The sequence below is a fragment of the Nocardioides caldifontis genome, from assembly GCF_008087345.1.
In the GTDB taxonomy this organism is placed as follows: domain Bacteria; phylum Actinomycetota; class Actinomycetes; order Propionibacteriales; family Nocardioidaceae; genus Marmoricola_A; species Marmoricola_A caldifontis.
This window is the reverse complement of the sequence record NZ_VHIB01000001.1, coordinates 969,679-991,952: the sequence shown is the minus strand read 5'-3', so window position 1 is coordinate 991,952 and position 22,274 is coordinate 969,679. Positions and strand designations below refer to the sequence as shown.

16 protein-coding genes are annotated in these 22,274 nt (G+C 72.2%); 3 read left to right on the top strand and 13 right to left on the bottom strand.

Annotated features, from left to right (window positions below):
- Window positions 1-44 precede the first annotated feature (44 nt).
- The 9 genes from FIP57_RS12870 to FIP57_RS12830 all read right to left on the bottom strand — a co-directional run bounded on the left by FIP57_RS12870 (window position 45) and on the right by FIP57_RS12830 (window position 15,722).
- Window positions 45-1,433: an FAD-binding oxidoreductase gene (locus FIP57_RS12870; RefSeq protein WP_148573861.1), complete on the bottom strand. Its 1,389-nt coding sequence runs from the start codon at window positions 1,431-1,433 to the stop codon at window positions 45-47.
- Complete coding sequence (locus FIP57_RS12865; protein ID WP_148573860.1) at window positions 1,430-5,020, bottom strand: ATP-binding protein; 3,591 nt, start codon at window positions 5,018-5,020, stop codon at window positions 1,430-1,432. Before FIP57_RS12865 ends, FIP57_RS12870 begins: the two co-directional genes overlap by 4 nt.
- 150 nt (window positions 5,021-5,170) lie before the next feature.
- Window positions 5,171-6,799 carry an FAD-dependent oxidoreductase gene (locus FIP57_RS12860; protein WP_148573859.1) on the bottom strand — a complete coding sequence of 543 codons (1,629 nt, stop codon included), beginning with the start codon at window positions 6,797-6,799 and terminating at the stop codon, window positions 5,171-5,173.
- On the bottom strand, window positions 6,799-7,377 hold the full coding sequence (locus FIP57_RS12855; protein ID WP_148573858.1) for a nuclear transport factor 2 family protein: 579 nt from the start codon (window positions 7,375-7,377) through the stop codon (window positions 6,799-6,801). Before FIP57_RS12855 ends, FIP57_RS12860 begins: the two co-directional genes overlap by 1 nt.
- A 16-nt stretch (window positions 7,378-7,393) precedes the next feature.
- Window positions 7,394-8,926 carry a sugar ABC transporter ATP-binding protein gene (locus FIP57_RS12850; protein WP_162529799.1) on the bottom strand — a complete coding sequence of 511 codons (1,533 nt, stop codon included), beginning with the start codon at window positions 8,924-8,926 and terminating at the stop codon, window positions 7,394-7,396.
- A gap of 11 nt (window positions 8,927-8,937) precedes the next feature.
- The gene (locus FIP57_RS12845; RefSeq protein ID WP_148573856.1) at window positions 8,938-10,026 is read right to left on the bottom strand and encodes a sugar ABC transporter substrate-binding protein; all 1,089 of its coding nucleotides are present in this window, start codon (window positions 10,024-10,026) and stop codon (window positions 8,938-8,940) included.
- Window positions 10,027-10,092: 66 nt separating this feature from the next.
- Window positions 10,093-11,172, bottom strand: coding sequence for an ABC transporter permease (locus FIP57_RS12840; protein WP_148573855.1), 1,080 nt, complete (start codon window positions 11,170-11,172; stop codon window positions 10,093-10,095).
- Window positions 11,173-11,188: 16 nt separating this feature from the next.
- A complete protein-coding gene (locus tag FIP57_RS12835; RefSeq protein WP_148573854.1) occupies window positions 11,189-13,294 on the bottom strand; it encodes a hydantoinase/oxoprolinase family protein in 2,106 nt (701 codons plus the stop codon).
- 43 nt (window positions 13,295-13,337) lie between these two features.
- The gene (locus FIP57_RS12830) at window positions 13,338-15,722 is read right to left on the bottom strand and encodes a hydantoinase B/oxoprolinase family protein (protein WP_148573853.1); all 2,385 of its coding nucleotides are present in this window, start codon (window positions 15,720-15,722) and stop codon (window positions 13,338-13,340) included.
- 276 nt (window positions 15,723-15,998) lie between these two features.
- Between FIP57_RS12830 and FIP57_RS12825 the strand changes: the two genes are divergently transcribed.
- The gene (locus FIP57_RS12825) at window positions 15,999-16,766 is read left to right on the top strand and encodes a FadR/GntR family transcriptional regulator (protein ID WP_148573852.1); all 768 of its coding nucleotides are present in this window, start codon (window positions 15,999-16,001) and stop codon (window positions 16,764-16,766) included.
- Between the two features lie 13 nt (window positions 16,767-16,779).
- Here the strand turns inward: FIP57_RS12825 and trxB are convergent, their stop codons facing one another.
- On the bottom strand, window positions 16,780-17,709 hold the full coding sequence (gene trxB, locus FIP57_RS12820) for a thioredoxin-disulfide reductase (protein WP_148573851.1): 930 nt from the start codon (window positions 17,707-17,709) through the stop codon (window positions 16,780-16,782).
- A gap of 77 nt (window positions 17,710-17,786) precedes the next feature.
- Here trxB and FIP57_RS12815 point away from each other — a divergent pair, with 77 nt between their 5' ends.
- Complete coding sequence (locus FIP57_RS12815; protein WP_148573850.1) at window positions 17,787-18,179, top strand: hypothetical protein; 393 nt, start codon at window positions 17,787-17,789, stop codon at window positions 18,177-18,179.
- 3 nt (window positions 18,180-18,182) lie between these two features.
- A complete protein-coding gene (locus tag FIP57_RS12810; RefSeq protein WP_148573849.1) occupies window positions 18,183-18,680 on the top strand; it encodes a nuclear transport factor 2 family protein in 498 nt (165 codons plus the stop codon).
- 38 nt (window positions 18,681-18,718) lie between these two features.
- Here the strand turns inward: FIP57_RS12810 and FIP57_RS12805 are convergent, their stop codons facing one another.
- From FIP57_RS12805 to FIP57_RS12795, 3 genes are read right to left on the bottom strand one after another with little or no spacing between them, the layout of a single operon-like run.
- Window positions 18,719-19,504, bottom strand: a complete 786-nt coding sequence (locus FIP57_RS12805) for an ABC transporter ATP-binding protein (protein ID WP_148573848.1) — start codon at window positions 19,502-19,504, stop codon at window positions 18,719-18,721.
- A complete protein-coding gene (locus FIP57_RS12800) occupies window positions 19,501-21,390 on the bottom strand; it encodes an ABC transporter permease subunit (protein WP_162529798.1) in 1,890 nt (629 codons plus the stop codon). Before FIP57_RS12800 ends, FIP57_RS12805 begins: the two co-directional genes overlap by 4 nt.
- Window positions 21,387-22,268, bottom strand: a complete 882-nt coding sequence (locus tag FIP57_RS12795; RefSeq protein WP_148573846.1) for a branched-chain amino acid ABC transporter permease — start codon at window positions 22,266-22,268, stop codon at window positions 21,387-21,389. Before FIP57_RS12795 ends, FIP57_RS12800 begins: the two co-directional genes overlap by 4 nt.
- Window positions 22,269-22,274 lie beyond the last annotated feature (6 nt).

The window sequence follows — 22,274 nt, the reverse complement described above, 5'->3', positions numbered from 1 at the left end:
GGCGCGGGGTTGCGCCGACCTTGAGGAGCTGCGGCGTGCGTCGGTCAGGGTGTGGAGGGACCAACGGCCGGGGACCGCGGCGCCATGAAGAGCCCCTCCGGGTCGACGGAGCGGCGGATCGCGGAGAGCTGCGCGTGGACCTCGGGGGCGAACGCCTTCCGGGTGTCGGTGCTGTCCTCGACCATCGGCAGGTACGCACGGCCGGTCGCCCACGGCTCGACGGCGGCGAGGAACCGCGCGGCGTCCTCGCGCTGCTGCTCCATCCCCGTCCCGTCGGCGTCGAGCCCGACCCCGAGGGCGAGGAAGGAGCCGTCGAGCGACGACAGGATCCCGCCGTCCTGCGCCGGGCGTGCCAGCGCACCGCCGAGCTGGCGGAGCTCGGCGACCGCGAGCCCGCTGCCCGACCGCGGGCCGGCGGCTTCGACGACGGCCGCGACCGCCTGGTCGGGGAGGTCGGAGACCAGCGTGCTGCTCGCGTACGCCGGGGTGGGGCCCTCCGGGTCGAGGTGGAGCCGGACGAGCGCGGCCGCCGGCACCCGCTCGACCGTGTCGATCTCCGGGGCGAGTGCGCGCAGCGGTGCCAGCACTTCCCGGGCGAAGCCGTCGTCGCCGAGCACCGCGCCGTCGACGATCGCGAGCCGCCGGCCGCGGAGCTCCGCCGGCAGCGCGGGGTCGAGGGGCACGTCGAGCAGCCGGAAGGACGTCGTGGCCTCCTCGGGGGCGTCGGCGCACCAGGCCACCCAGCCCGGGAGCACCCGCTCGGCCTGGGTCCAGTCCCAGGCGAGGAAGCCGGCCACGACGGACTCCAGCGGCTGCAGCCGGAACTCCAGCGCGCAGACGACGCCCAGCGGCGTGCCCCCGCCGCGGATCGCCCAGAAGAGCTCGGGCTCCTCGGTCTCGGTGGCCCGGACGAACGTGCCGTCGGCGAGCACCAGCTCGGCGGCGGTGACCGCGTTGCACTGGAGCCCGAGGCGGCGGGCGTACCACCCGATGCCGCCGCCGATCGAGTAGCCGACCACCCCCACGTCGGGTGCGGACGGGTGCAGCGCGGCCAGCCCGTCGGCACCCGCGGCCTCCACGACGTCGCCCCACAGCGCACCGGCGCCGACGCGGGCGAGCCGCCGCTCGGGGTCGATCCGCACCTCGTCCATCGCGGAGGTGCGCAGCAGCACGGCGTCGTGGAGCCGGCCCGCGAGCGCCGGCGCCCCGTGACCGGTGCCCTGGGCGGCGACCCCGAGCCCCAGCGAGGCGGCGGCGCGCAGGACCTCGGCGACCTCGTCGGGGAAGGCCGGGTAGGCGACCGCTGCGGGCTCGTCGCAGACCAGGGTGTTCCAGGGCGTCCGGGCCAGGTCGTAGGCCGGGTCGCCGGGCAGGTGGACGGCGCCACCGCAGAGGTCGCGGAGGGCGTCGGCGCGGAGGCTCTCGAGGGTCACGGCGGCCTCCTGTCCTGGTCGGGACCAATGGTCCCTGCGGGGACTTGAGAAAGACTTGAGCCCGCGAGCTCCTCGAGCACCGTGCGCACCGTCTCCGGGGTGAGGAACAGCCGCTGGGCGACCTCGTGCACGCCCAGCCCCTCGTCGGCGAGCTCGAGGACCCGCCGTTCGGTGGAGGACAGCGGCCGCTCGACCTCGGCGGTCTCGGCGACGTGGCCGCGCGCCTCGAGGGCCTCGCAGGCCGCGTGCAGCACCCCGGTCGCCCCGCGCTGTGCGGCGCTCGTGCGGGCCGCGGCCAGCAGCGGCACCGCCTCCTCGTCGGGCACCTGGGGCCGGCTGCCCAGCGTGAGCCGGGCGCGGGCGAGGTCCACGGCGGCGGTGGTGGTGGAGAGCAGGGAGACCGCCTCGCGGAGCTCGGGGAGCCCGTCGGGCCCGCGCAGCTCACCGAGGAGGAGCAGCCCCCGGCCCAAGTACGACGGTGCTCCCCACCGGCGGAGGAGCTCGACGTCCGCCTCCGCGAGCGTGACGGCCTCCGCCGTACGGCCGGCGGTGGCGAGGGCCATCGCCTCGATCGTGCGGCGCGGGCTCCAGACCGGGTTCGCCGACGCGACCGCCTCGGGCGCGGCGTCGAGAGCGGCGACCGCCGCGTCCGGCTGCCCCTCGACCACGAGCAGCCGGGCGAGCGCCTCCTGGAAGATCCGGCCGCCCTCGCCGCGGACCGGGCCGGGCGAGCGGGCGTCGGCGACGGCGCGGGCCGCGGCGACGTCGCCCCGGTCCAGGTGGCAGCCGATCAGGAAGCCGCGGGCGAAGGGCTCGCCGAGCCGCGCCCCGCCCCACATCCGGTCCTGCTCCAGCGCGTCACGGAGCCGGGCGAGGGCCTCGTGGAGCTCGCCGCGGCGCCACCGCCAGAACCCTTCCCACAAGCTGGTCGAGAGGGCGGCGAACAACGAGCCGCGGGCGTGGGCGGTCACCCGGGCGCGGTCCCAGAACGTGCCGAGGTCGTCGTCGGCGAGGGTGCGCACCGCTGCGGCGTTGACCCAGAAGAGCCCGTCGTCGACGCCGAGCAGCAGGTCGTCGTCGAGGGCGAACCGCGCCATCCTGATCGCCTGCTCGCGGTCGACCCCGTCGAGGCAGGCCTCGAGCGCGATGGTCGCGGCGAGCATCCGCGCCCCGGGCCCGTGGCCGACCGGTGGCGGCGCGGGGGTGCGCCAGCCGTCCTCGAGGGCGTGCATGAACCCGCTCATCCGCTGCAGCGCGACGAGCGCCTGCCGCTGGTCGGCGAGCCCCTCGGGCACCGCGGCCTCCGCCTCGCGGGCGAAGGCGGTCGCGACCCCGGGCGGGCTGGCGAAGACCTGCGTCGCGGCCGCGGCGATCGCGATCTCGGCGCGGACCTGCGGGTCGGTGTGGAGGTGGTACGCCTCGACCAGGTGCTCGGCCCCGGTGGCGCCGTCGAGCCCCGCCTCGAGGAGCCCGAGCTGGAGCACGACCTCTGCCCGCCACGCGCCGTGGGGCGACTCCTCGAGGGCCCGGCGCAGGTAGGTCACCGCGCTGTCCGAGGCACCGCGCCGGGCGGCAGACCGGGCCGCCGTGCGCAACAGGGCCACGACCTCCTCCTCACCGCGTGGCGGGGCGAGCAGGAGGTGGGCGGCGACCTGCTCGTCGGTCCCGCCGGCGGCCCGCAGCGCCTCGGCGGCACGCTCGTGGCGCAGCCCTCGCTCGGCCGCGGGCAACGCCTGGTAGACCGCGTCGCGCACCAGCGGGTGCACGAAGGCCAGCGGCTCGGCGTCGCAGACGATCTCGGCGCGGGCCAGGACGGCCAGCCCGTCGGCGGTCGCCTCCTCGGGGAGCCCGGCCAGCGCGGCGACCACCGGCAGTGCCGCGCCGTCGCCGAGCACCGCGGCCGCGCGTGCCACCTCGGCCGCCTCCTCGGGCAGGCGGCGCATCCGCACCTGCACCATGCTCGACACCGCGCGCGACCCGACCGCCAGCACGCGGTCGGCGTGCGAGGCGTCGGGGCGCACCCCGTCGGCGGCGAGGCCGCGCAGCAGCTGGCTGAGCAGCAGCGGGTTGCCGGACGTCGTCCGGTGGCAGGCCTGGGTGAAGAGCTTTGCCGGGGCCGCCTCGAGCCGGCTCTCGACGAGCGCCCCGGTCGCCTCCTCCGACAGCGTCCGCGGTCGCAGCACCACGGTGTCGGGCTCGAGCGCGAGCTCGGCGAGGAGCTCGCCCTGCAGGTCGTCGCGGACCGCCGGGTCGCCGCCGGTGCGGATCGCGGCGACGACGAGGACCGGCACGTCGGTGAGCCGCCGCGTCAGGTAGCTGAGGTAGCGCAGCGACGCGCCGTCGCACCACTGCGCGTCGTCGATCGCCAGCACCAGCGGACCGGAGCGCGTGAGGTTGAGCGTCAGCCAGTACAGCCCGTGCAGGACCCCGAACCCGTCGGAGTGGCGCCCCTCGGCGTCGTCGAACACTCCCTTGGCCGGGGCGGCGGCCCCGCCGAGCAGCTCCTCGCGCACCTCCGGCACGGTCAGCTCCGGCTCGAACAGCTGGCGCACGACGCCGTAGGCGAACGCGCTCTCCAGCTGGCTGCCCCGGCTGGTCAGCAGCCGCACCGAGCGGTCGGCGGCCAGCCGGCGGAGCTCCGCGAGGAGCCGCGTCTTGCCGATGCCGGCCGGCCCCTCGACGAGGACCACCGAAGGCTCGCCGTGGTCGAGCCCGTCGAGGGCCCGGGCGATCGCCTCGAGCTCGCGGTCGCGCTCGACGAGGTCGTCGGGCGTGGTGCTCGGTGCGCCGGCGGCCCGCGGCCGCGGCGCTGCAGGCGCCAAGGAGGGCGACTGTGCGAGGACCTCCGCCTCGAGCTGCCGGAGGGCCGGGCCGGGGTCGACGCCGAGCTCGTCGGCGAGCGCCCGCCGGGCGCGGCGCAGGGCGGCGAGGGCATCCGCCTGGCGGTGGGCGCGGTACAACGCGAGCGCCAGCAGCCGCCACCGCTCCTCGCGCAGCGGCTCGTCGGAGACCATCAGCTCCAGCTCCGGCACCAGGAGGGAGGCCTCCTCGGTCTCCAGCCGGGCGGCCAGCCGGCGCTCGCGGGCGACGGTGCGGAGCTCGGTGAGCCGGGTGATCTCCGCCTGCGCCCACGGCTCGTCGGCGTAGTCCACCAGCGCGGGGCCGCGCCACAGCTCGAGTGCCTCACCGAGCAGCGCCACCACCTCCTCGGGGCGGCCCGCGTCGTCGGCCCGTCGGACCAGCTCCTCGAACCGCCACGCGTCGACCGTGTCGTCCGGCTGCCGGAAGGCGTAGCCCGGCCCCTCCCGGACGATCACCGCGGAGCGCTCCCGGGCAGGCGCGTCCGGCTGGAGCCCGCGACGGAGGTGGGAGACGTAGGCCTGCAACGCCCCCGACGCGTCCTTCGGCGCCGCGTCGCCCCAGACCGCGTCGACGATCCGCTCGGCGGGCACGGCCTCGCCGCGCGCGAGCAGCAGCCGGGCCAGGACGGCGCGTTGACGGCGGCCACCGAGGTCGAGCGGGTGACCGTCGTACGACGCGGTGAGCTCGCCGAGCACGTTGACGCGCAGGCGCGAGGACCTGTCCACAGCACCTCCCCCGTGAAACGGTAGGGCGGGAGGACGGTGGTGGACATGGCCTCAACGGGCCAGCGGCCTCGGGACCACCGACCCAAGGTGTTGAGCCGCCCCTCGTGGCGCGCGTAGGTCTGTTGAGCCGCCCGCGCCAGGAGGGGCGGTTCAGCGGGCGGGGACGGGGTGGCCGGCGGCGGACCGCCCACCGCGGAACCCGAAGACCAGGGCCGGACCAAGCGTTCCGCCTGCGCCGCCGTAGACCATCCCGGTGGGGGCCGCCATCGCGTTGCCGACGGCCCACAGCCCCGGGACCGGCGCTCCGTCGACGTCGAGGACCTCGGCGTCGACGGTGGTCAGCGGGCCGCCCTTCGTCCCCAACGAGCTGCTGTGCAGGCGCGCGCCGTAGTAGGGCCCGCTGTCGAGCGGCCCGAGCGTGGCAGCGGTGCCCGGGTACTTCCTACGGTCTCCGCACCAGCCGTCGAACGCGCTGTCACCCCGGAGGAAGTCGTCGTCGTGGCCACGGTCCACGAGCTCGTTCCAGCGGCGCACGGTCGCCGCCAGCTCGTCGGCCGGCAGCCCGAGGGCCTCCGCCAGCCCCTCGACCGTCTCCGCGCGGGTGATCCAGCCGGGCATGTCACCGCCGGCCGGGGTGCCGTAGCCGCCGTACTCGTCGACGAAACCCTGGTCGAAGAGGATCCAGCAGGGCTGGTTGACGTAGCCGAACCGGGTCGGGTCGAAGGCGTGGAAGGCGCCGCCCAGGGCGTTGTAGTTGGCGGCCTCGTTGGTGAACCGCCGCCCCGAGGCGTTGACCATGATCGTGCGCGGCAACGTGCGTTCGCGCTGCACCAGCTGCACGCCGTGGAGGGCCCACTGGTCCTGCTCCTCGCCGGGCTCGGCGACGACGGGGACCCACCAGGCCTCGCGCATCATCCCGAGCTGGGCGCCGACCCGCATCGCCATCCGCAGCCCGTCGCCGGTGTTCGTGGGGGCACCGGACGGGTGGCACATCGGCCCGCGGAGGAACGCGGTCACCAGCGACGGGTCGCGCTCGAACCCTCCGGTCGCGATGACCACGCCCCGGCGGGCCCCCACCATGTCGCCGTCGGCGAACCGGACGCCGCGCACCGCTCCGTCCTCGGTGACCAGGCGGGCGGCGGCCTTTCCGGTGACGGGCCGGACGCCCTTGTCCAGGAGCCCCTTGAGGAGCGCACCGAGGAGGGCGCGTCCCAAGCCTTCCACCCCTCGCGACGTGCGCTCCCGCTCGACCTCAGGGGTGAGGAAGCCGGTGCCGCCGCCGACCGGCGTCTCGGTGACGTACGTACGACGCGGGAAGCCGAGGAACCGCCCACCCCACTCGCCGAGCTCCTCGAAGGCGAACAGCTCGGGCTCGACCGACCGTCCTCCCCGCGGGCGTCCGCCGGGGACCTCGGGGTGGTAGTCGGGGTAGCCGGGGACCAGTCGGAGGTGCAGCGGCGTCCGCGTCTCCAGCCACTCGGTGAGCGGTTCGACCGAGTGCACGAAGGCGGCGGCCATCTCAGGGCGGATCATCCCGTGGGACAACGCCGCGAGGTACTCCAGCGCCGAGCCCGCCGGGTCGTCGATGCCCGCCGCCCGGGCGTAGCGGTTGCCGGGCAGCCAAGCCACGCCGCTCGACAGCGCGGTGGTGCCGCCCAGGGAGTCGGCCTTCTCGTAGACGGCGACCTCCGCCCCGGCGTCGGCGGCCGCGAGCGCCGCGGTGAGTCCGGCGGCCCCGCTGCCCAGGACCGCCACGTCGACGGTCGGCAGCGTGGCCATCAGCGACGGGCGCCTTCCTCGGCGGCCTCCAGCCAGTCCAGCCGCGTGCCGTGCAGGACCGACGGCCAGTCGGCCTCCCGCGGCTCGCCGTACGCCAGGTTCCGGTCGCTGTCGCGCAGCGCCTCGGCGTAGTCGGATGCGGGGACGTAGTACATGTAGGACATCACCCGGGTGACGATCCGCCATCCGTCCGGCGTCCTCCGGTAGGTGTCCCGGTAGCGCAGCGCCACCCACATCGTGACGTCGTGGCGGACCACCTCGGCGTGCGCGGTGAGCAGGCCGTCGGCCCGATCCGGGTCCTGCTCGTCGAACCGCACGACGAGGCCGTGGGAGTAGTGGAACGTGGGACCCAGGACGTCGAACCGGCCTCGGTACGCCGCGGTCACCGCCGACAGCCCCCGCGCGTCGAAGACGCCGTCCCGGGAGCCGAGGTAGGCGTCCTCGGTGAAGATCCTGGGCAACGCGTCGAGGTCGCGCTCGTCCATCGCGAGGAAGTACAGCAGCACCAGGTCGTCGATCTCCCGGCGGTCCTCGAGACGGCGCAGCCGCTCCTCCAGCGTGCGGCTCTCAGCCGGCACGGTCCCCTCCCTTCCCTCACGCCTCGACACGGGCGTCGAAGCAGTGGTGCAACAGGTTGGCCTCGGTCACGCTCCGCCCTTCGAGTTCGGCCACGATCCGGCCCTCCCGCATCACCAGCGCACGGGTGCACAGCAGCTCCAGCTCGGGGAACTCCGAGGAGACGACGACGAGCGCGAAGCCGCGGGCCGCGAGCTTGCGTAGCAGGTCGTAGATCTCGGCCTTCGCCTCGACGTCGATGCCCAGGGTCGGCTCGTCCAGCAGGAGCACGCGCGGCTCGGTGGCGAGCCAGCGCGCCATCAGGACCTTCTGCTGGTTGCCGCCCGACAGCGACAGCACCGGCTGGTCCACCGAGCTCGCCTTGACGCTCAGCTCGGCCACCTTGCTCCGGGCCTCGTCACGCTCGCGCCGCCGCGACGGAACCGGCAGCCAGGAGCTGACCCGGAACCTGTCCATGCTGGCGAAGGTGATGTTCCGGCCGATCGAGAACCCGGTGACCAGCCCGGCGTGGAGCCGATCCTCGGAGAGGAAGGCGAGCCCGGCACGGAGGGACGCCGCCGGGCGGTCGGGCACCGCCTCGCCGAAGACGGTGACCTCGCCGGAGCGCCGGTCGTCGGCGCCGTAGATCGCCCGGAGCAGCTCGGAGCGGCCGGAGCCCACCAGCCCGGCGAGCCCGAGGATCTCCCCGGCCCGCACCTCGAACGACGCCGGGTGCGGGCTCTTGTCGGAGGTGACCCCGTCGACGCGCAGGACCACTTCGCCGGAGCCGGCGTCACCTCGGAGCGGAGGCTCGGTGGGAACCGCTCCCCCGGTGATCATCTCGACGAGCCGGGGCTTGTCGAGCGCCTCGGTCCGCTCCTCCTCGACGACCGCGCCGTCCCGCATCACCACGACCCGGTCGGTGATGCCGATGACTTCGTCGAGCCGGTGGGAGACGTAGATGATCGCGGTGCCGCGCTCCTGCAGCCGCTTCACGATCCCGTGCAGGATCACGACCTCGTGCTCGGAGAGCGACGCCGTGGGCTCGTCGAGGATCAGCACCTTCGGGATGTGCCACAAGGCGGAGGCGATCATCACCTGGCGCCGCTGCACGGCGGTGAGCGCGCTCACCGGCGTCCGCGGGTGGACGTGGCCGATGTCGACCGCGTCCATGAGCTCCTGGGCGCGTGCGTGGAGCCCGCGCCAGTTGACCAGCCCCACGGGGCTGTGCGGGTAGCCGCCCCCGAGGGCGATGTTCTCGGCGATCGTCGCCTGCTCGATGAGGTTGAGCTCCTGGTGGACGCACCCGACCCCGCGGGAGCGCGAGTCACCGGGGCCTCGGAAGGAGACCTCCTCGCCGGACATCAGGAGCTGTCCGGAGTCCGGCTGCACGGCACCGGTGAGCACCTTGATCAGCGAGCTCTTGCCGGCGCCGTTCTTCCCGACCAGCCCGACGACCTCCCCGGCCGTGACCGAGAGGTCGACGGTGTCGACGGCCAGCAGGGGGCCGTAACGCTTCACCACTCCTCGGCACTCGAGCACGGGGACGCCGCCGGGGCTGATCGGGGTCACGGTCTTCCTCCTCAGCCTGCGTCGGGCCCGTAGGTGCCCTCGGCCCACCGCTCGGTGAAGTACGAGACGTAGTCGAACTCGACGTCGACGTACTGCTCAGGGTCACTGGGCACGTTGTCCTTGGTCACGAGCACGACCTCGGCCGGGTCGAACGGGTAGCCCTCCGGGAAGGACTCGGGGATCTCGGTGCCCTCGGCGAAGTGCTGAGCGAGCAGGTCCATCACGGTCCAGCTCTGCGCCATCACCGGCGCCTCGGCGATGATGTCGACGCAGCCGTCACGCACGGCGGCGAGGTTGGGCAGGTCACCGTAGAAGCCGAGGACCTTGACCTTGCCGCACAGCCCCTTGTCCTCGAGTACGGGGACGAGCGCAGGGATGTGGAGGCTCGAGTCGGCGAAGATGCCGTCGAGGTCCGGATTGGCGGCCAGGATGTCGGTGACCGCCTTCGTCGTGTCGGCCTGCGGGTTGGTGTAGTCGGTGTCGTGCGTCGCGACGACCTCGACACCGGCCTCGCCCGCGAGCTCCTCGAAGACCTTGTCGCGTGCGGCGCCGAAGGTGAACGCGGACGAGGTCAGCATGGCGACCTCGTCGCCCTCCTCCAGCAGCGCGAGGAACGCCTCCGAACCGACGCGGCCGAACTCGGTCTCGTCGGTGGCCAGGATGCCGGAGTAGAGATCGCTCGGCTGGACACCGCCCCAGATGTCGATGACCGGGATGTTCGCCTGCTGCGCGGAGAGCAGCGGCTGGCGGATCGCGGTGGCCTCCCAGGTCGCGGAGAGGACCGCGTCCTTGCGCTGCGTGACGAACCCTTCGAGTCCGGTGATGGCCTTCTGGGCGTCACCCGCCGGGTCCGACTCGGCGAGGTTCCAGTCGAGCTCCTCGGCCGCGGCCTTGAGGGCGGCCGCCGACCGGTTGCTGAACTCGGCCGCCTTCACGATGTACAGCAGCCCGATGTTCTTGCCGGCGACGCTGTCGCTGCCGCCGCCGGAGCCCGACCCGCCCGAGCCGCTGGCCTCCTCCGAGCCGCAGGCAGCCACGGAGGCTGCCAGGGCTCCTGTCATGAGCGCGGCCAGCAGCCGACGCCGAAGTTGCATGCGCATGCGTTCGCTCTTCTCTGACGAAGTGATCGTGGCCGGATTCCGTCCGGCCGACGGTGGAGCAGCCGGTCAGCCCGCGGCGTTACGTGGCCTGCGCGGCAGGGCGGGGAGGCGCAGCTTCCCCTGCGAGGTGGACAGGACGACCGCGATGGCGAGCACCGCGCCCTGGACGACCAGGACGACCCAGGGCTGGACGTTGATGACGGTCAGCCCCGTCTGGAGGGTCTGCAGGAAGACGACGCCGAAGCCGGTCGCGACGATCCCGAACCGGCCGCCGCCGAGGGCGGTGCCGAGGAACGCCGCCGCGTAGGCAGGGAGCAGGTAGCCGCCGCCCGCGTTCGGGTAGTAGGACGCGGTCTGGGCTGCGAGCAGCGCACCGACGACGGCCGCGCCGAGGGCCGCGGAGATCATGCCGACGTAGCGGAGCCAGCGGACCCGCACCCCGGCCAGCCGGGCGGCCTCACGGTTGCCGCCGACCGCGAACAGGTAGCGGCCGTTCTCCGTGTGGCTCACCAGCACGTAGAGGAGCACGCCGACGACCAGCGCCAGCCAGAACGCGAGGCTGAACCCGGCGATGCGCTCCGAGCCGAGGTTCACGAACCCGTCGGGCAGCCCCGAGGAGATCGTCTGCTGGTTGGACACCTTGGCGTCGAACCCCTGGACCAGGCTGCTCATCGCGAGCGTGGCGATGAAGCTGTTGACGCCCAGGTTGGCGACGAGCACGCCGTTGAGCACCCCGACGCCGATGGCGCACAGGAGCGCGAGCCCGACGGCCATCGGCCAGCCCCACTCCCAGTTGACCATCGTCGCGACGGTCACGGCCATCGCGAGGCCGATGGTCGCGCCGATCGAGAGGTCGAAGTCGCCGGCGATCAGGGTGACCGTGAGCGCCATGGCCACGATGGCCGGGAGGGCAGCAGCGTTGAGGATGCCCTGCCACGTCGCCATCTGGGAGAACACGTCCGGACGCTGCACCCAGAAGAAGACGACGACGACGCCGTACGTCAGGACGAGCCCGAACTGCGAGGCGGAGAACCGGCGCAACGCGCTCGGTCCCCGGCTGGGGGGCGCGGGGGCGGCGGGTGTCCCGGCCGCCCCCGCGCTCACACGCACCTCGTCGTTCTCCGGCGCCAGATCCGTGGTGTCCACGATCGTGTTCCTTCGCTCAGGCCGGGATGTCGACGACGAGGTTGCCGCGGTCGTCGAACGTCGCGGTCTCCCCGTGGTGGATCACCACGACGGTGTCGGGCAGCTCGACCAGCGCCGGCCCCTCGAGCTGGCCTCCGAACACACCGTGCTCGAGCCGGATCACCGGGGTGTCGCGGACCGCGCCGTCCTCGGCCCAGTAGACCGGCCGGGTCGTGCGGGTCACGCCCGCTTCCGCGTCGGCCTGGTCCACCTTCGGCAGCGTGGGCTTCGGGGTGGTCACCGTGGCCCGCGTCGTGACGTTGGTGATCACCACGCCGGCCTCGGCGTAGCCGGACCCGGCGCCGAAGAGCTCGGTGTAGACCTTGGCGAACTCGTCCTCGATCGACCGGCAGCGCTCGTCGTCGATGCGGCCGGGGGCGAGCGGGACGTCGACGTCGAAGACCTGCGCGGCGTACTTCATCCGGAGCGTGCGGGACAGGCTCGGCTCGACGTCGCCGAACCCCTCGGTCTTCAGCGTGTCGCGGGCCTCCTGCTCCTGGGCGTCCAGGATCTCGTTGAGCTGCTCGGCCGAGACGGGCAGGCGGATCTCCGTCGGCGTCTGGTAGACGTGCGTGACGTCGGAGACCGCGGCGCCCAGCGCCGACCACATCGCGGCGACGTGGGGCAGCGGCACGATGACCTTCCGCACGCCGGCCTCGCGGGCGACAGCGCTGGCGTGCACCGGACCGCCTCCACCGAAGGCCAGCATCACGAACTGGCGTGGGTCGAGGCCCCGCAGCACGCTCATCCGGCGGATCAGGTCCGCCATCTTGGCGTCGACGAGACGGTTCACCCCGGCGGCCGCCTCCATGGCGTCGAGCTCGAGCGGGGTGCCGGCCGCCTCGAGCGCCTTCTTGCTGGCCTCGCCGTCGATCTGCATCCGCCCGTTGAGGAACGTGTCGGGGTTGATGATGCCGAGCGCGACGTCCGCGTCGGTGACGGTGGCGACCTCGTTGCCGTTGCCGTAGCAGACCGGGCCGGGGTAGGCACCGGCGCTCTGCGGCCCGACGTTGAGCCGGCCCGACTCGTCGAGCCAGGCGAGGCTGCCGCCGCCCGCGCCCACGGACTCGACGTCGAGCATCGGCAGCGCGATCTCGTAGCGCTGGAACACCGAGGTGTGCCGGCGCAGCGGCTCGCCGTGCCTGATGACGCTGACGTCGAAGGTGGTGCCCCCCATGTCGGCCAGCAGGGCGTTCGGGTAGCCGAGCTGCTCGCACAGCAGCTGCGAGCTCACGATGCCCGCGACCGGGCCGGACTGCACCGTGCGGATCGGCGCGATCCGGGCCTCGTCGCCGGTGATGGCGCCACCGGCGCACTGGGCGAACAGCACGCGGCCGGTGAAGCCGCGCTCCCGGGCGCCGGTCTCGATGCGGTCGATGTAGTCGACCATCAGGGGCCCGATGTAGGCGTTCATGATCGCGGTCGTGGTGCGCTCGTACTCCCCGAGCTGCGCCACCAGGTCCGAGGCGCACGTGATGAACGTCCCCGGTGCCTCCTCCTCCACGATCTCGCGCACCCGGTGCTCGTGCACCTGGTTGCGGAACGACCAGACGAGGCTGATCGCGATCGCCTCGGCCCCGCGGTCGAGGAGCGTACGCACGGCCTTGCGGGTCGCGTCCTCGTCGAGCGCGACGATCACGTCACCGTCGACGTCGATGCGCTCCGGGACCTCCACGATCATCTCGCGCGGCACGAGCGGGTCGGGCTTGACGGTGTTGAAGACGTGCAGCGCCTCGTCCGACGCGAGGCCCGCGGTGCGGCCGCCGCCACGCATCAGGAACATGACGTCGCCGTGGCCGGCGGTGGTGATCAGCCCGACGTCGGCCCCGGTGCGCGAGACGATCGCGTTCGTGCCGGTGGTCGTCCCGTGCACGAGCCGGCTCGTCCTCGCGTAGAGCCCGGCCTCGTCGAGGCCGATCTTCTCGGCCGCGCGAGCAATCGAGCTGAAGAACCCCTCGGAGCGGTCGCTCGGGGTGGTCGGCGACTTCGCCCCGACGATGGAGCCGTCCGCGCCGAGCAGCACGCAGTCGGTGAAGGTGCCGCCGATGTCGACGCCGATGGCGAAAGTGGTGTCAGTACTCACGTGTGTCCCTTGATGGATCGTGGTCGGTCGGGGAGGGAGTCGCTCAGTGCCCGAGCATGGACAGGCCGGACTCGGAGAGGCTGATGTCGTGGAGCAGGTCGTCGTCCGCCCGGCAGCACTCGGCGTTCAGGCACACGCCGCACGAGGGGCACAGCGTCTGCCGGAGCACGAAGGGGACGTCGCAGAAGTCCGAGGGGTCGGGGTACGCGATCGGGTCGACCTCGAAGGGGTTGGTGTCGACGACCGCCGCGCCCTCCTTGTAGTTCTGGTCGACGGAGCCGAGCCGCTGACCGCACTCTCCGCACGCCCAGCTCGGGCCGTCGCTGGTGGACGCGATGCCGAGCACGTCGGACACGAGCCGAACCGAGCCCGGGTCGACCGTGCCCTCGGCGGGCTGGCGGGGCGCGGCGGCGCTGCTGAGCCGCACCGTCAGCAGCTCACGGCGCAGGGAGGCGGTGGCCTCCCCGTCGAGCTCCGTCCCGTCGATCACGACGCCGTGGTGCTGGCGCGCGTGGTCGACCGTGAGACTGCCGTTCTCGACGTCCTCGACGACCAGGGACGGGTCCCGGAACAACGGGTCGCCGAAGCCGCCGCCGCCGCTGTACTCGACGCAGAAGACGTCATCCGGGGTCAGGTTGGTCACCGACTTGGGCGACAGCCGGTCGAGCGACCCGAAGCTCTCCTCGAGCTCGGTTCGGTTGGCAGGCATGGTCCCTTGCGACAGGTGGTCCTTCACGCCGGTCGAGAGCCGGGCGAGGAAGTTGCCCGGGTGGCCCGGCAGCCCGCCGGCCAGGCCCGGCGAGGTGTTGATGGCGGGATCGGAGGAGACGATCTGGGTGACCAGGCCGTCGGTCTTGTGCGGCACGACCGCCAGCTCGAGGCCGTTTCCGCCGCGCCACTTGCCGGCACCCCCGCTGTCGATCTGCTCGCGGCGGAACAGGTAGAGGATCGGGAGCGACGACTCCCACTCCTCGAGGTTGCCGGCGTTGGAGTTCGGCCACCACCACGCGCCACCGGTGTCCACACCGTCGCGCGTGGGGAAGGCGCCGATGGAGCCCAGCAGACTGTCCGCGGTGAGCTCGGCGACGAAGTTGCCCTTGCGGTCCAGCCCTGAGGCGACCCACCAACCGGGCAGCGAGACGCCGCCGCTGGCGTTGGCCGCCTTGCGGATGTGCTCGGGTCCCGCGAGCGCCATCTTGCTGAGCACCTGGCTCGCCAGGTAGACGGTCACGATCGACGAGGTGAGCGTGGAGACCGCGGCGGGATAGCGGGCGCAGGTCATGGTGCCGGCCACCGGGCGGAACTCCATGTGGTCGGCGACGCCGGCCGGGCAGTTGTACTGGTCGTAGCCGAACAACGTCGCACCCGCGCTGAGCAGGCTGGAACGCCAGGCGGAGAAGGGCGCGTTCGCCGCGTAGAACTGCGGGTCGCTCCCCTCGTTGTCGAAGATCAGCCGGTCCCCGCGCTTCTCGACGGTCGTGACCAGACGGTGCACGTCGCGGTCGTCGGGGCCCGCACTTCCGACGTACAGGACCTCGGTCCACTTGCCGTCGGGGATCTGCAGCAGCCGCTTGCCGACCGTCTCCGAGCAGTCCTTGATCATGCGGCGCATGGCGCCCTTCACCACCGCGGCGCCGTGCTCCTCGAGCATCTGGTGCATCCGCTCGCGGGTCAGCCGAAGGCCGGCGAGCTGGCTGCGGATCTGCAGCGCGATCTGCGCGGGCATGCGGCTCTTGCGGGTGAACATCTCGACGACGTCGTCGCGGAGGACGCCGCGGCTCGCGATCTTGATCGGCGGTACCGGCGTGCTCTCGCTGTAGATGTCCTGGGCGCCGATGCAGAAGCTGCCGGGGTCGGTGCCGCCGATGTCACCCATGTGGGTGTTGCTGAGGATCCAGCAGAACAGCCCGCCCTCCCAGAAGACCGGCATGTACATCATGGTGTCCATCTGGTGCTCGGTGCCGATGTACGGGTCGTTCTGCAGGAAGACGTCGTTGTCCTCGATCCCCGGGTTGGCGCTGCGGTTCTCCAGCGTCCACTTGACTGCCATGTCGCCGTGCCCGGTGAAGTACTGCACCGACGGGCCGCAGACGATCGTGTCGCCGTTCTCGGTGAGCAGGGACGTGTTGAAGTCGTCCATGTAGACGATGTTGGCCGAGCCCGACACCCGCTTGATCGTGTCCGAGTGGTCGAGGTTGAGGTTCCAGAACCGCGACCGGAGGACCTGGTAGGTGATCGGGTCGACGTCGCGGTCGAACTCGGTGTTGAGCTGCAACGACGGGTCGACGTCCAGGTCGATCCGAGGCAGGTACGGCAGGTCGCGCCCGTCCCAGGCGCCCGGCTCGATGGCTGAGAAGTCCACCTGCGGGTTGCGGATGATGCCGTCCGGAGTGCTCGTTCCGGTCGCGGAGGTTGCTTGGAGGGTCATGCACTTCCTCACTCGGGCGTCGACGCCTGCCGGGAGGAGCCCACGGCGGCGGAGTCAGTCGCTGACAATGATGCGAACGATTAGAACAGATGTAGCGCGCGTCACGTCAATAGTCCGGAAGGACCGGGGGCATGGAGGTTCGGCTGACGGCCGATGAGACGCGCGGGGTTACCATCCGCATGAACCGCATGGGCGGCGTCCGTGGCCCTAGACTCGAACCGTGCCCGACCCGCGCCACGACGCACCAGTCGCCCACGACGATGAGGACCCACCACCGTGACGAACGACTCGCTTGCACCCCGCCTTGCTCGTCCGGCGCGGTCTCCGTCCCGGACCGCCAAGATCTCCGAGCACATCGCACGGCAGATCCTGCGCGACATCCAGGTGCAGGGGCTCGTCCCGGGCGACCGGCTCCCGTCGGAGGCAGCGATGCTGGACCGGTTCGACATCGGCCGGGGCTCGCTCCGCGAGGCGCTGCGGATCCTCGAGGTCAACGGGCTGGTGACCATCAAGACCGGCCCCGGCGGCGGCCCGGTCGTGGCCTCGTCGGACGCCGTCTCCTTCGGCCAGATGTGGACCCTGCACCTGCAGTCGATCGGGGCCACCTACCGCCAGCTCCTCGAGGCAAGGTGCGAGCTGGAGTCGATGCTCGCCCGGCGGGCCGCCGAGATCGAGGGCGAGGAACCGGCGGAGATGGTGCGCGCCGCCCTCGACGAGGGCGAGAAGCCGATGGAGGACGACTCCACGTACGCCGCGGTGACGAGCGGGTTCCACGCCACCGTGTGCCTCGCGGGTGACAACCTGGTCCTCGCCCTGGCCGCCAACTCGATCCAGAGCATCTGGTCCCAGCGCGTGACCAGCGTGCTCTTCGCCCCCGAGGAGCGACCCTCGGTTCATGCCGCGCACCAGGAGATCACCCGGGCGATCGAGAAGCACGACGGGCGCCGGGCGGAGGAGCTCATGCGCGAGCACCTGCAGCACTACCAGGACTACTGCGAGCGGCGGTACCCAGCACGCATGGACGACGTCGTCGACTGGAGCTGAGCCGGCACCGGGCTCAGTGGGCGAGGTAGCGCTCCGCGTCGATGGCCGCGGCACACCCTGAACCCGCCGCCGTCACGGCCTGGCGGTAGGTGCGGTCCACCAGGTCGCCGCACGCGAAGACCCCCGGGACGCTGGTCCGCGAGCTCTTGCCCTCGGTGAGCACGTAGCCGTCGGCGTCCACCTCCACGAGCCCCTTGACCAGCTCGTTGCGCGGCTCGTGGCCGACCGCGACGAACAGCCCGGCCACCGCGAGGTCCCGCACGGCTCCGGTCACGGTGTCGCGGAGCGTCACCCCCGACAGCACCTCGTCGCCGTGGAGCTCCGTCACCTCGCTGTTCCAGGCGAAGGTGATCCGCTCCTCGGCTCCTGCCCGGTCCGCCATGATCCGCGAGGCCCGAAGTTCATCGCGACGGTGGACCAACGTGACGGAGCTGGCGAACCGGGTGAGGAAGAGCGCCTCCTCGACCGCCGAGTCGCCTCCGCCGACGACCGCGACGTCCCGTCCTCGGAAGAAGAAGCCGTCGCAGGTGGCGCACCACGAGACGCCGCGACCGGAGAGCCGCTTCTCGTGCGGGAGACCCAGCTCGCGGTAGGCCGAGCCCATCGCCAGGACCAAGGCGCGGGCGGCGTGCTCCACCCCCGCCCCGTCGACGACGACCTTGACCTCGTCCTCCAGCCGCACCGCAGTGACGTCGTCGGTCACGATCGCCGCCCCGAACCGCTCGGCCTGGGTGCGCATCCGGGTCATCAGGTCGGGCCCCTGGATCCCTTCCTCGAAGCCGGGGAAGTTCTCCACCTCGGTGGTGTTCATGAGGGCGCCGCCGGCGGTCACCGAGCCCTCGAAGAGAAGCGGGTCGAGCCCCGCCCGGGCCGTGTAGGTGGCGGCGGTCAACCCCGCCGGTCCCGACCCGATGATGATCACGTCCCGCTGCCCTCTGTCCACACCTTCTCCTCCGGACGAATGAGCTCTACTATAAGCATAGTAAGAAGGGATAGGAACCGTCGGAAGGAGCGGTCTGCATGAGCCACCTGCTGGTCGTCCTGAGCAACGCGCTTCCGGGCCGCGAGGACGAGTTCAACGAGTGGTACGACGCCGTCCACGTCCACGAGATGGTCGACGTCCTCGACGGCGTGAGGTCGGCCCAACGGTTCGTCCGTGCCGGCCCGGACGACACGGCCCCGCCGTACAAGTACCTCGCCCTCTACGAGGTCGACGACGTGGAGCTCGCCCGTGAGCAGCTCCGGCTCCAGCAGGAGGACCGGGCCGAGGCCGCTGCGGCCGGACGTGCACCACTCATATCGCCGCCGCGTGCGATGGCGGCTGACGCGCTGGTCGGGTTCTTCTCCGCGATCGGCCCGCGGGTGGATCCAGCCCGCGACCCCTCTCGGACCGCCACCACCCACGAAAGGTGACCCATGGACCCGTTGCAGATGCTGCTCGACGAGCGTGAGATCCGGCAGGTGCTCTACCGCCGCGCCCGGGCCACGGACGCGCGCGATCTCGAGAGCGCGCTCTCCTGCTACCACGAGGACGCGACCGAGGACCACGAAGGGTTCGACGGGCCGATCCGCGAGTACCTCGCGACCGCCTCGCCGGTCTTCGTCGGCAACTCCCCGATCGAGGTCAACTACCACCTGATCGGCAACACCGACATCCGGCTCGACGGCGACGACGCCACCTGCGAGTCCTACTTCATCGCCGTGCTGACGGCCCACGAGAACGGCACGTCGCGGGACTACGTCAACGCCGGCCGCTACCTCGACCGGTTCACCCGGCGCAACGGCGAGTGGCGCATCCAGCACCGTCAGTGCGTCTACGACTGGTCGCACGGCGCGGACGTCACCGACCGCTGGTGGACCCGTGCCGCGCTCCAGGCCGCCGGCGGGGGCGCCCCGGGCCGACCCCGAGGCTGACCGCCTGACGGCGCTCCCCGGACGGCGGGGAGCGCTCGTCAGCTCGTGGCAGGGGTGCCCAGGAACGTCTCGATGACGTCGGGACGCGCCAGCATCTCCGCCGGGCTGCCGACCCCCACCTGCTTGCCGTAGCTCAGCACGAGGACGCGCGCGCAGTGGCGGGAGACGAAGTCGACGTCGTGGTCCACGAGCACGGTCGGGACCCCGCGGGCCGACACCATGTCGATGGCGCGCGAGACCTCCGTGCGCTCCTGTGTGATCGTCCCCGACGTGGGTTCGTCGAGGAGCAGCACCTTGGGACGGCCGAGCAGCGCGCGCGCGATGTCGACCCGCTTCTGCACGCCGTACGGCAGGTCTGAGAGCTTTGCCTGCGCCAGGTGGGCGAGGCCCAGCTCCTCGAGCAGCTCCATCGCGAGCGACCGCTCCTCACGCTCGAGCCGCTCCATGTAGGGCCAGGCGAACACCGAGGCGAACACCGAGGCGCGCGCCTCGTGCATCCGGCCGAGCATGACGTACTCCAGCACCTTGAACCGCCGGAAGTGCTCCATGTTCTGGAACGTGCGACCCAGCCCCTTCGCCGAGATCCGGTGCGGCGGGAGGCCGCTGATCCGCTCCCCGAAGAAATCCACGTTCCCCTCGGTGAGCCGGTAGACGCCGCTCACGCAGTTGAGCAGGGCGGTCTTGCCGGCGCCGTTGGGTCCGATGATCCCGAAGGTCTCCCCCGGCTCGACGTCGAAGTTCACGTCGTTGAGCGCGAGGATGCCGCCGAAGCGCAACAGCGCGCCGCGCACCGCAAGGGGCGTCTCCTGGTCGGTCGTGCTCACGAGGTCACCTCCGAGGTCATCGTCACGCGGTCGGCCATCTCGGCCGGAGTCCCCTCGGCGACCACCTCGCCGCCCTCCATCAGGTAGACGTGGTCGGCGAGCTCGAGCGCCGCGGCGGCGTTCTGCTCCACCAGCAGCACGGTCATGCCCTCGTCGCGCAGGCCGCGGATGACCCGGGCCACCTCCTGGATCATCACTGGGGCGAGCCCCAGGGTGAACTCGTCGACCATCAGCAGCCGGGGCTTCAGCATCGCCGCCGTCGCCAGTGCGAGCAGCTGGCGCTCACCACCGCTGAGCAGCCCGGCGGGCTGGTCGAGCCGCTCGCGCAAGCGGTGGAAGTGCGGCTTCTCCAGTACGGGGCGGTAGTCGCCCGACGTCGCGAGCCGGAGGTGCTCCTCCACCGTCAACGAGGGGAAGACCTTGTCGCGCTCGGGCACCAGCACCAGACCGGCCGCCGCGGTGCGACCCGGCGAGCTACCGAGGACGTCCTTGCCCTCCAGCCGGATGTGGCCGCGGAGGCGGACCTGCTCGGTGCCCAGGAACCCGCTGACCGCACGGAGCGTGCTCGTCTTCCCGGCACCGTTGCGCCCGAGCACGGCGACGATCGCGTTCGCCTCGACCCTCAGGTGGAGCCCGCTCACGGCGCGGGCCCCGGTCTCGTACATCACGTCGAGGTCCTCGACCTCGAGCACCGCCGGCTTGTCGTCGCCCTTGGCGACCGCGGGTCGGGCAGCCGACCGCGCAGGACGGTCGGACGACCGGGGCTGGTCGGCGCCGCGATGCGCAAGGCGCCGCGCCAGCCCGGTCACGGACGGGACGACCCCCTGCGGCATGTAGAGCAGCACCACGAGGACGAGCAGCCCGTAGAGGCCGTTGTTGACGTAGAAGATGTTGTTGCTCAGCCACTCCCCGATGCCGTCGGACGGCAGGGTGCCGGTGAGCCGGGTCAGGACGTAGGGCAGCGATACGACGATGACCGAGCCCACGATCGCCCCGGACATCGTGCCCATGCCACCCAGGATCAGGATGATGATGAAGACGACCGCGAACTCGATCGTGAACGTCTCCGCCGAGACGATCTGGTTGTAGTAGGCGAACAGCGAGCCGGAGACCGCGATGATCGCGGAGCTCACCACGAACGCCGCCAGCTTCCAGCGCGCGGCGTTGACGCCGATCGCGGTGGCCGCGAGCTCGCTCTCGCTGATGGCCGTCCACATGCGACCGGGAGCATGCCGCGACATTGCCCGCACGACGAGGATGGTCAGCCCGAGGAACGCCCCGAGCAGCAGCACGAAATCGCGTCCCGGGACGAAGTAGCGGTCCCCGATCGACAGCGGCGGCACCGGTACGCCGGACAGCAGCCCGGACTCCGCCTGGTAGCGGTCGCCGGCGAACACCACGAAGAACTGGAGAGCCAGCGTGGCGAGCGCCAGGTAGATCCCCCGCAGCCGCAACGCCGGCAACGCGATCAGCAGCCCGAGCAGGCCGCCGATCACGCCGCTGATGATGATCGGCAGAGGGAACGCCGACCAGCTCTCCTCCTTCGCGAGGATCGCGGTGGTGTAGGCGCCGACCGCCATCAGCGCCGCGTTGCCGATCGACACCAGGCCGGCCTGGCCCATCACCACGTTGAGCCCGATGGCGCTGATCGCGTAGATCAGGACCGTTCCGGAGATCAGCAGCACGTAGGGGCTCGCGGTGTTCGCGAACACCACCAGGGCCAGGGCTCCGGCCAGCCACGGGAGGAAGGGCGCCAGCAGGCGGTACCCCTTCGAGCTCCGCAAGCCGGATGGACGGCCGGCCGTGGAGGCGCCGGAGGCGGGTGCTTCCGGCGGCACCTCGACGTTCGTCGCCTGACCCTCCAACGTGTTCTCGCCTGTGGTCACAATCGCACCGCCTGTCGGGAGCCGAAGAAGCCGCGGGGCCGGACGACCAGCACGGCCAACATCAGGGCGTAGGCGACGACCTCGGACCACTCGCCGCCCAGGAGGAACGCCGCGCTGCTCTGGGCCAACGCGAGCAGGAAGCCGCCCACGAGGACACCGCGCACCGAGTCGATGCCGCCGAGGAGGATCGCCGGGAAGGCCAGCAGCCCCAGGGCGTGCATCCCGGCCGGGTCGGCCGAGAGCCGCATGGTGTAGGCAACGCCGGCCACCGCGGCGCAGAAGCTCGCGATCCCCCAGGCGATCGCCGACATCGCGTGCACGTTCACCCGCGACAGGGAGGCCAGGAGCGGGCCGTCGGCGACGGCCCGCATCTGGATCCCGATCCGGGTGCGCCGCAGCGCGAGGTCGAGCACCGCGACGACCACGAGGGCGGTGACGATCGAGAAGACCTCGACGCTGGAGAACCCGAGGTTGCCGATGGAGAAGAGCTCCGACCGCGACAGGGTCTCCGGCAGCGTCCGCGTCCCCGGTCCCCAGATGATCAGGGACACGGTGAGCACGCACACGCTGAGCCCCAGCGTGGCGATCACGAGCGTGAACTCCTCCGCCCCGACCAGCCGCCGGAAGATCCCCAGGTAGATCAGGGCTCCGATGACGAACATGATCAGCACGGCGCCGGCCATCGCCAACGGCCAGGCCAGCCCCGCAGACTCGTGGAGGCTGAAGAAGATGAAGCCTCCCATCAGCATGAGCGCGCCCTGGGCGAAGTTGATGACGCCGGTCGCCTTGTAGAGGATGACGAATCCGATCCCCACGACGGCGTACAGGCTGCCGAGCACCAGGGCACCCGAGAGCGCCTGGGCGAGTTCGTTGCTCATCTCACT

Coding starts and splice junctions, on each gene's coding strand:
- FIP57_RS12860 (WP_148573859.1), bottom strand. CDS start 6,799: ATGGCCACGCTGCCGACCGTCGACGTGGCGGTCCTGGGCAGCGGGGCC.
- FIP57_RS12845 (WP_148573856.1), bottom strand. CDS start 10,026: ATGCGCATGCAACTTCGGCGTCGGCTGCTGGCCGCGCTCATGACAGGA.
- FIP57_RS12830 (WP_148573853.1), bottom strand. CDS start 15,722: ATGACCCTCCAAGCAACCTCCGCGACCGGAACGAGCACTCCGGACGGC.
- FIP57_RS12815 (WP_148573850.1), top strand. CDS start 17,787: ATGAGCCACCTGCTGGTCGTCCTGAGCAACGCGCTTCCGGGCCGCGAG.
- FIP57_RS12810 (WP_148573849.1), top strand. CDS start 18,183: ATGGACCCGTTGCAGATGCTGCTCGACGAGCGTGAGATCCGGCAGGTG.
- FIP57_RS12795 (WP_148573846.1), bottom strand. CDS start 22,268: ATGAGCAACGAACTCGCCCAGGCGCTCTCGGGTGCCCTGGTGCTCGGC.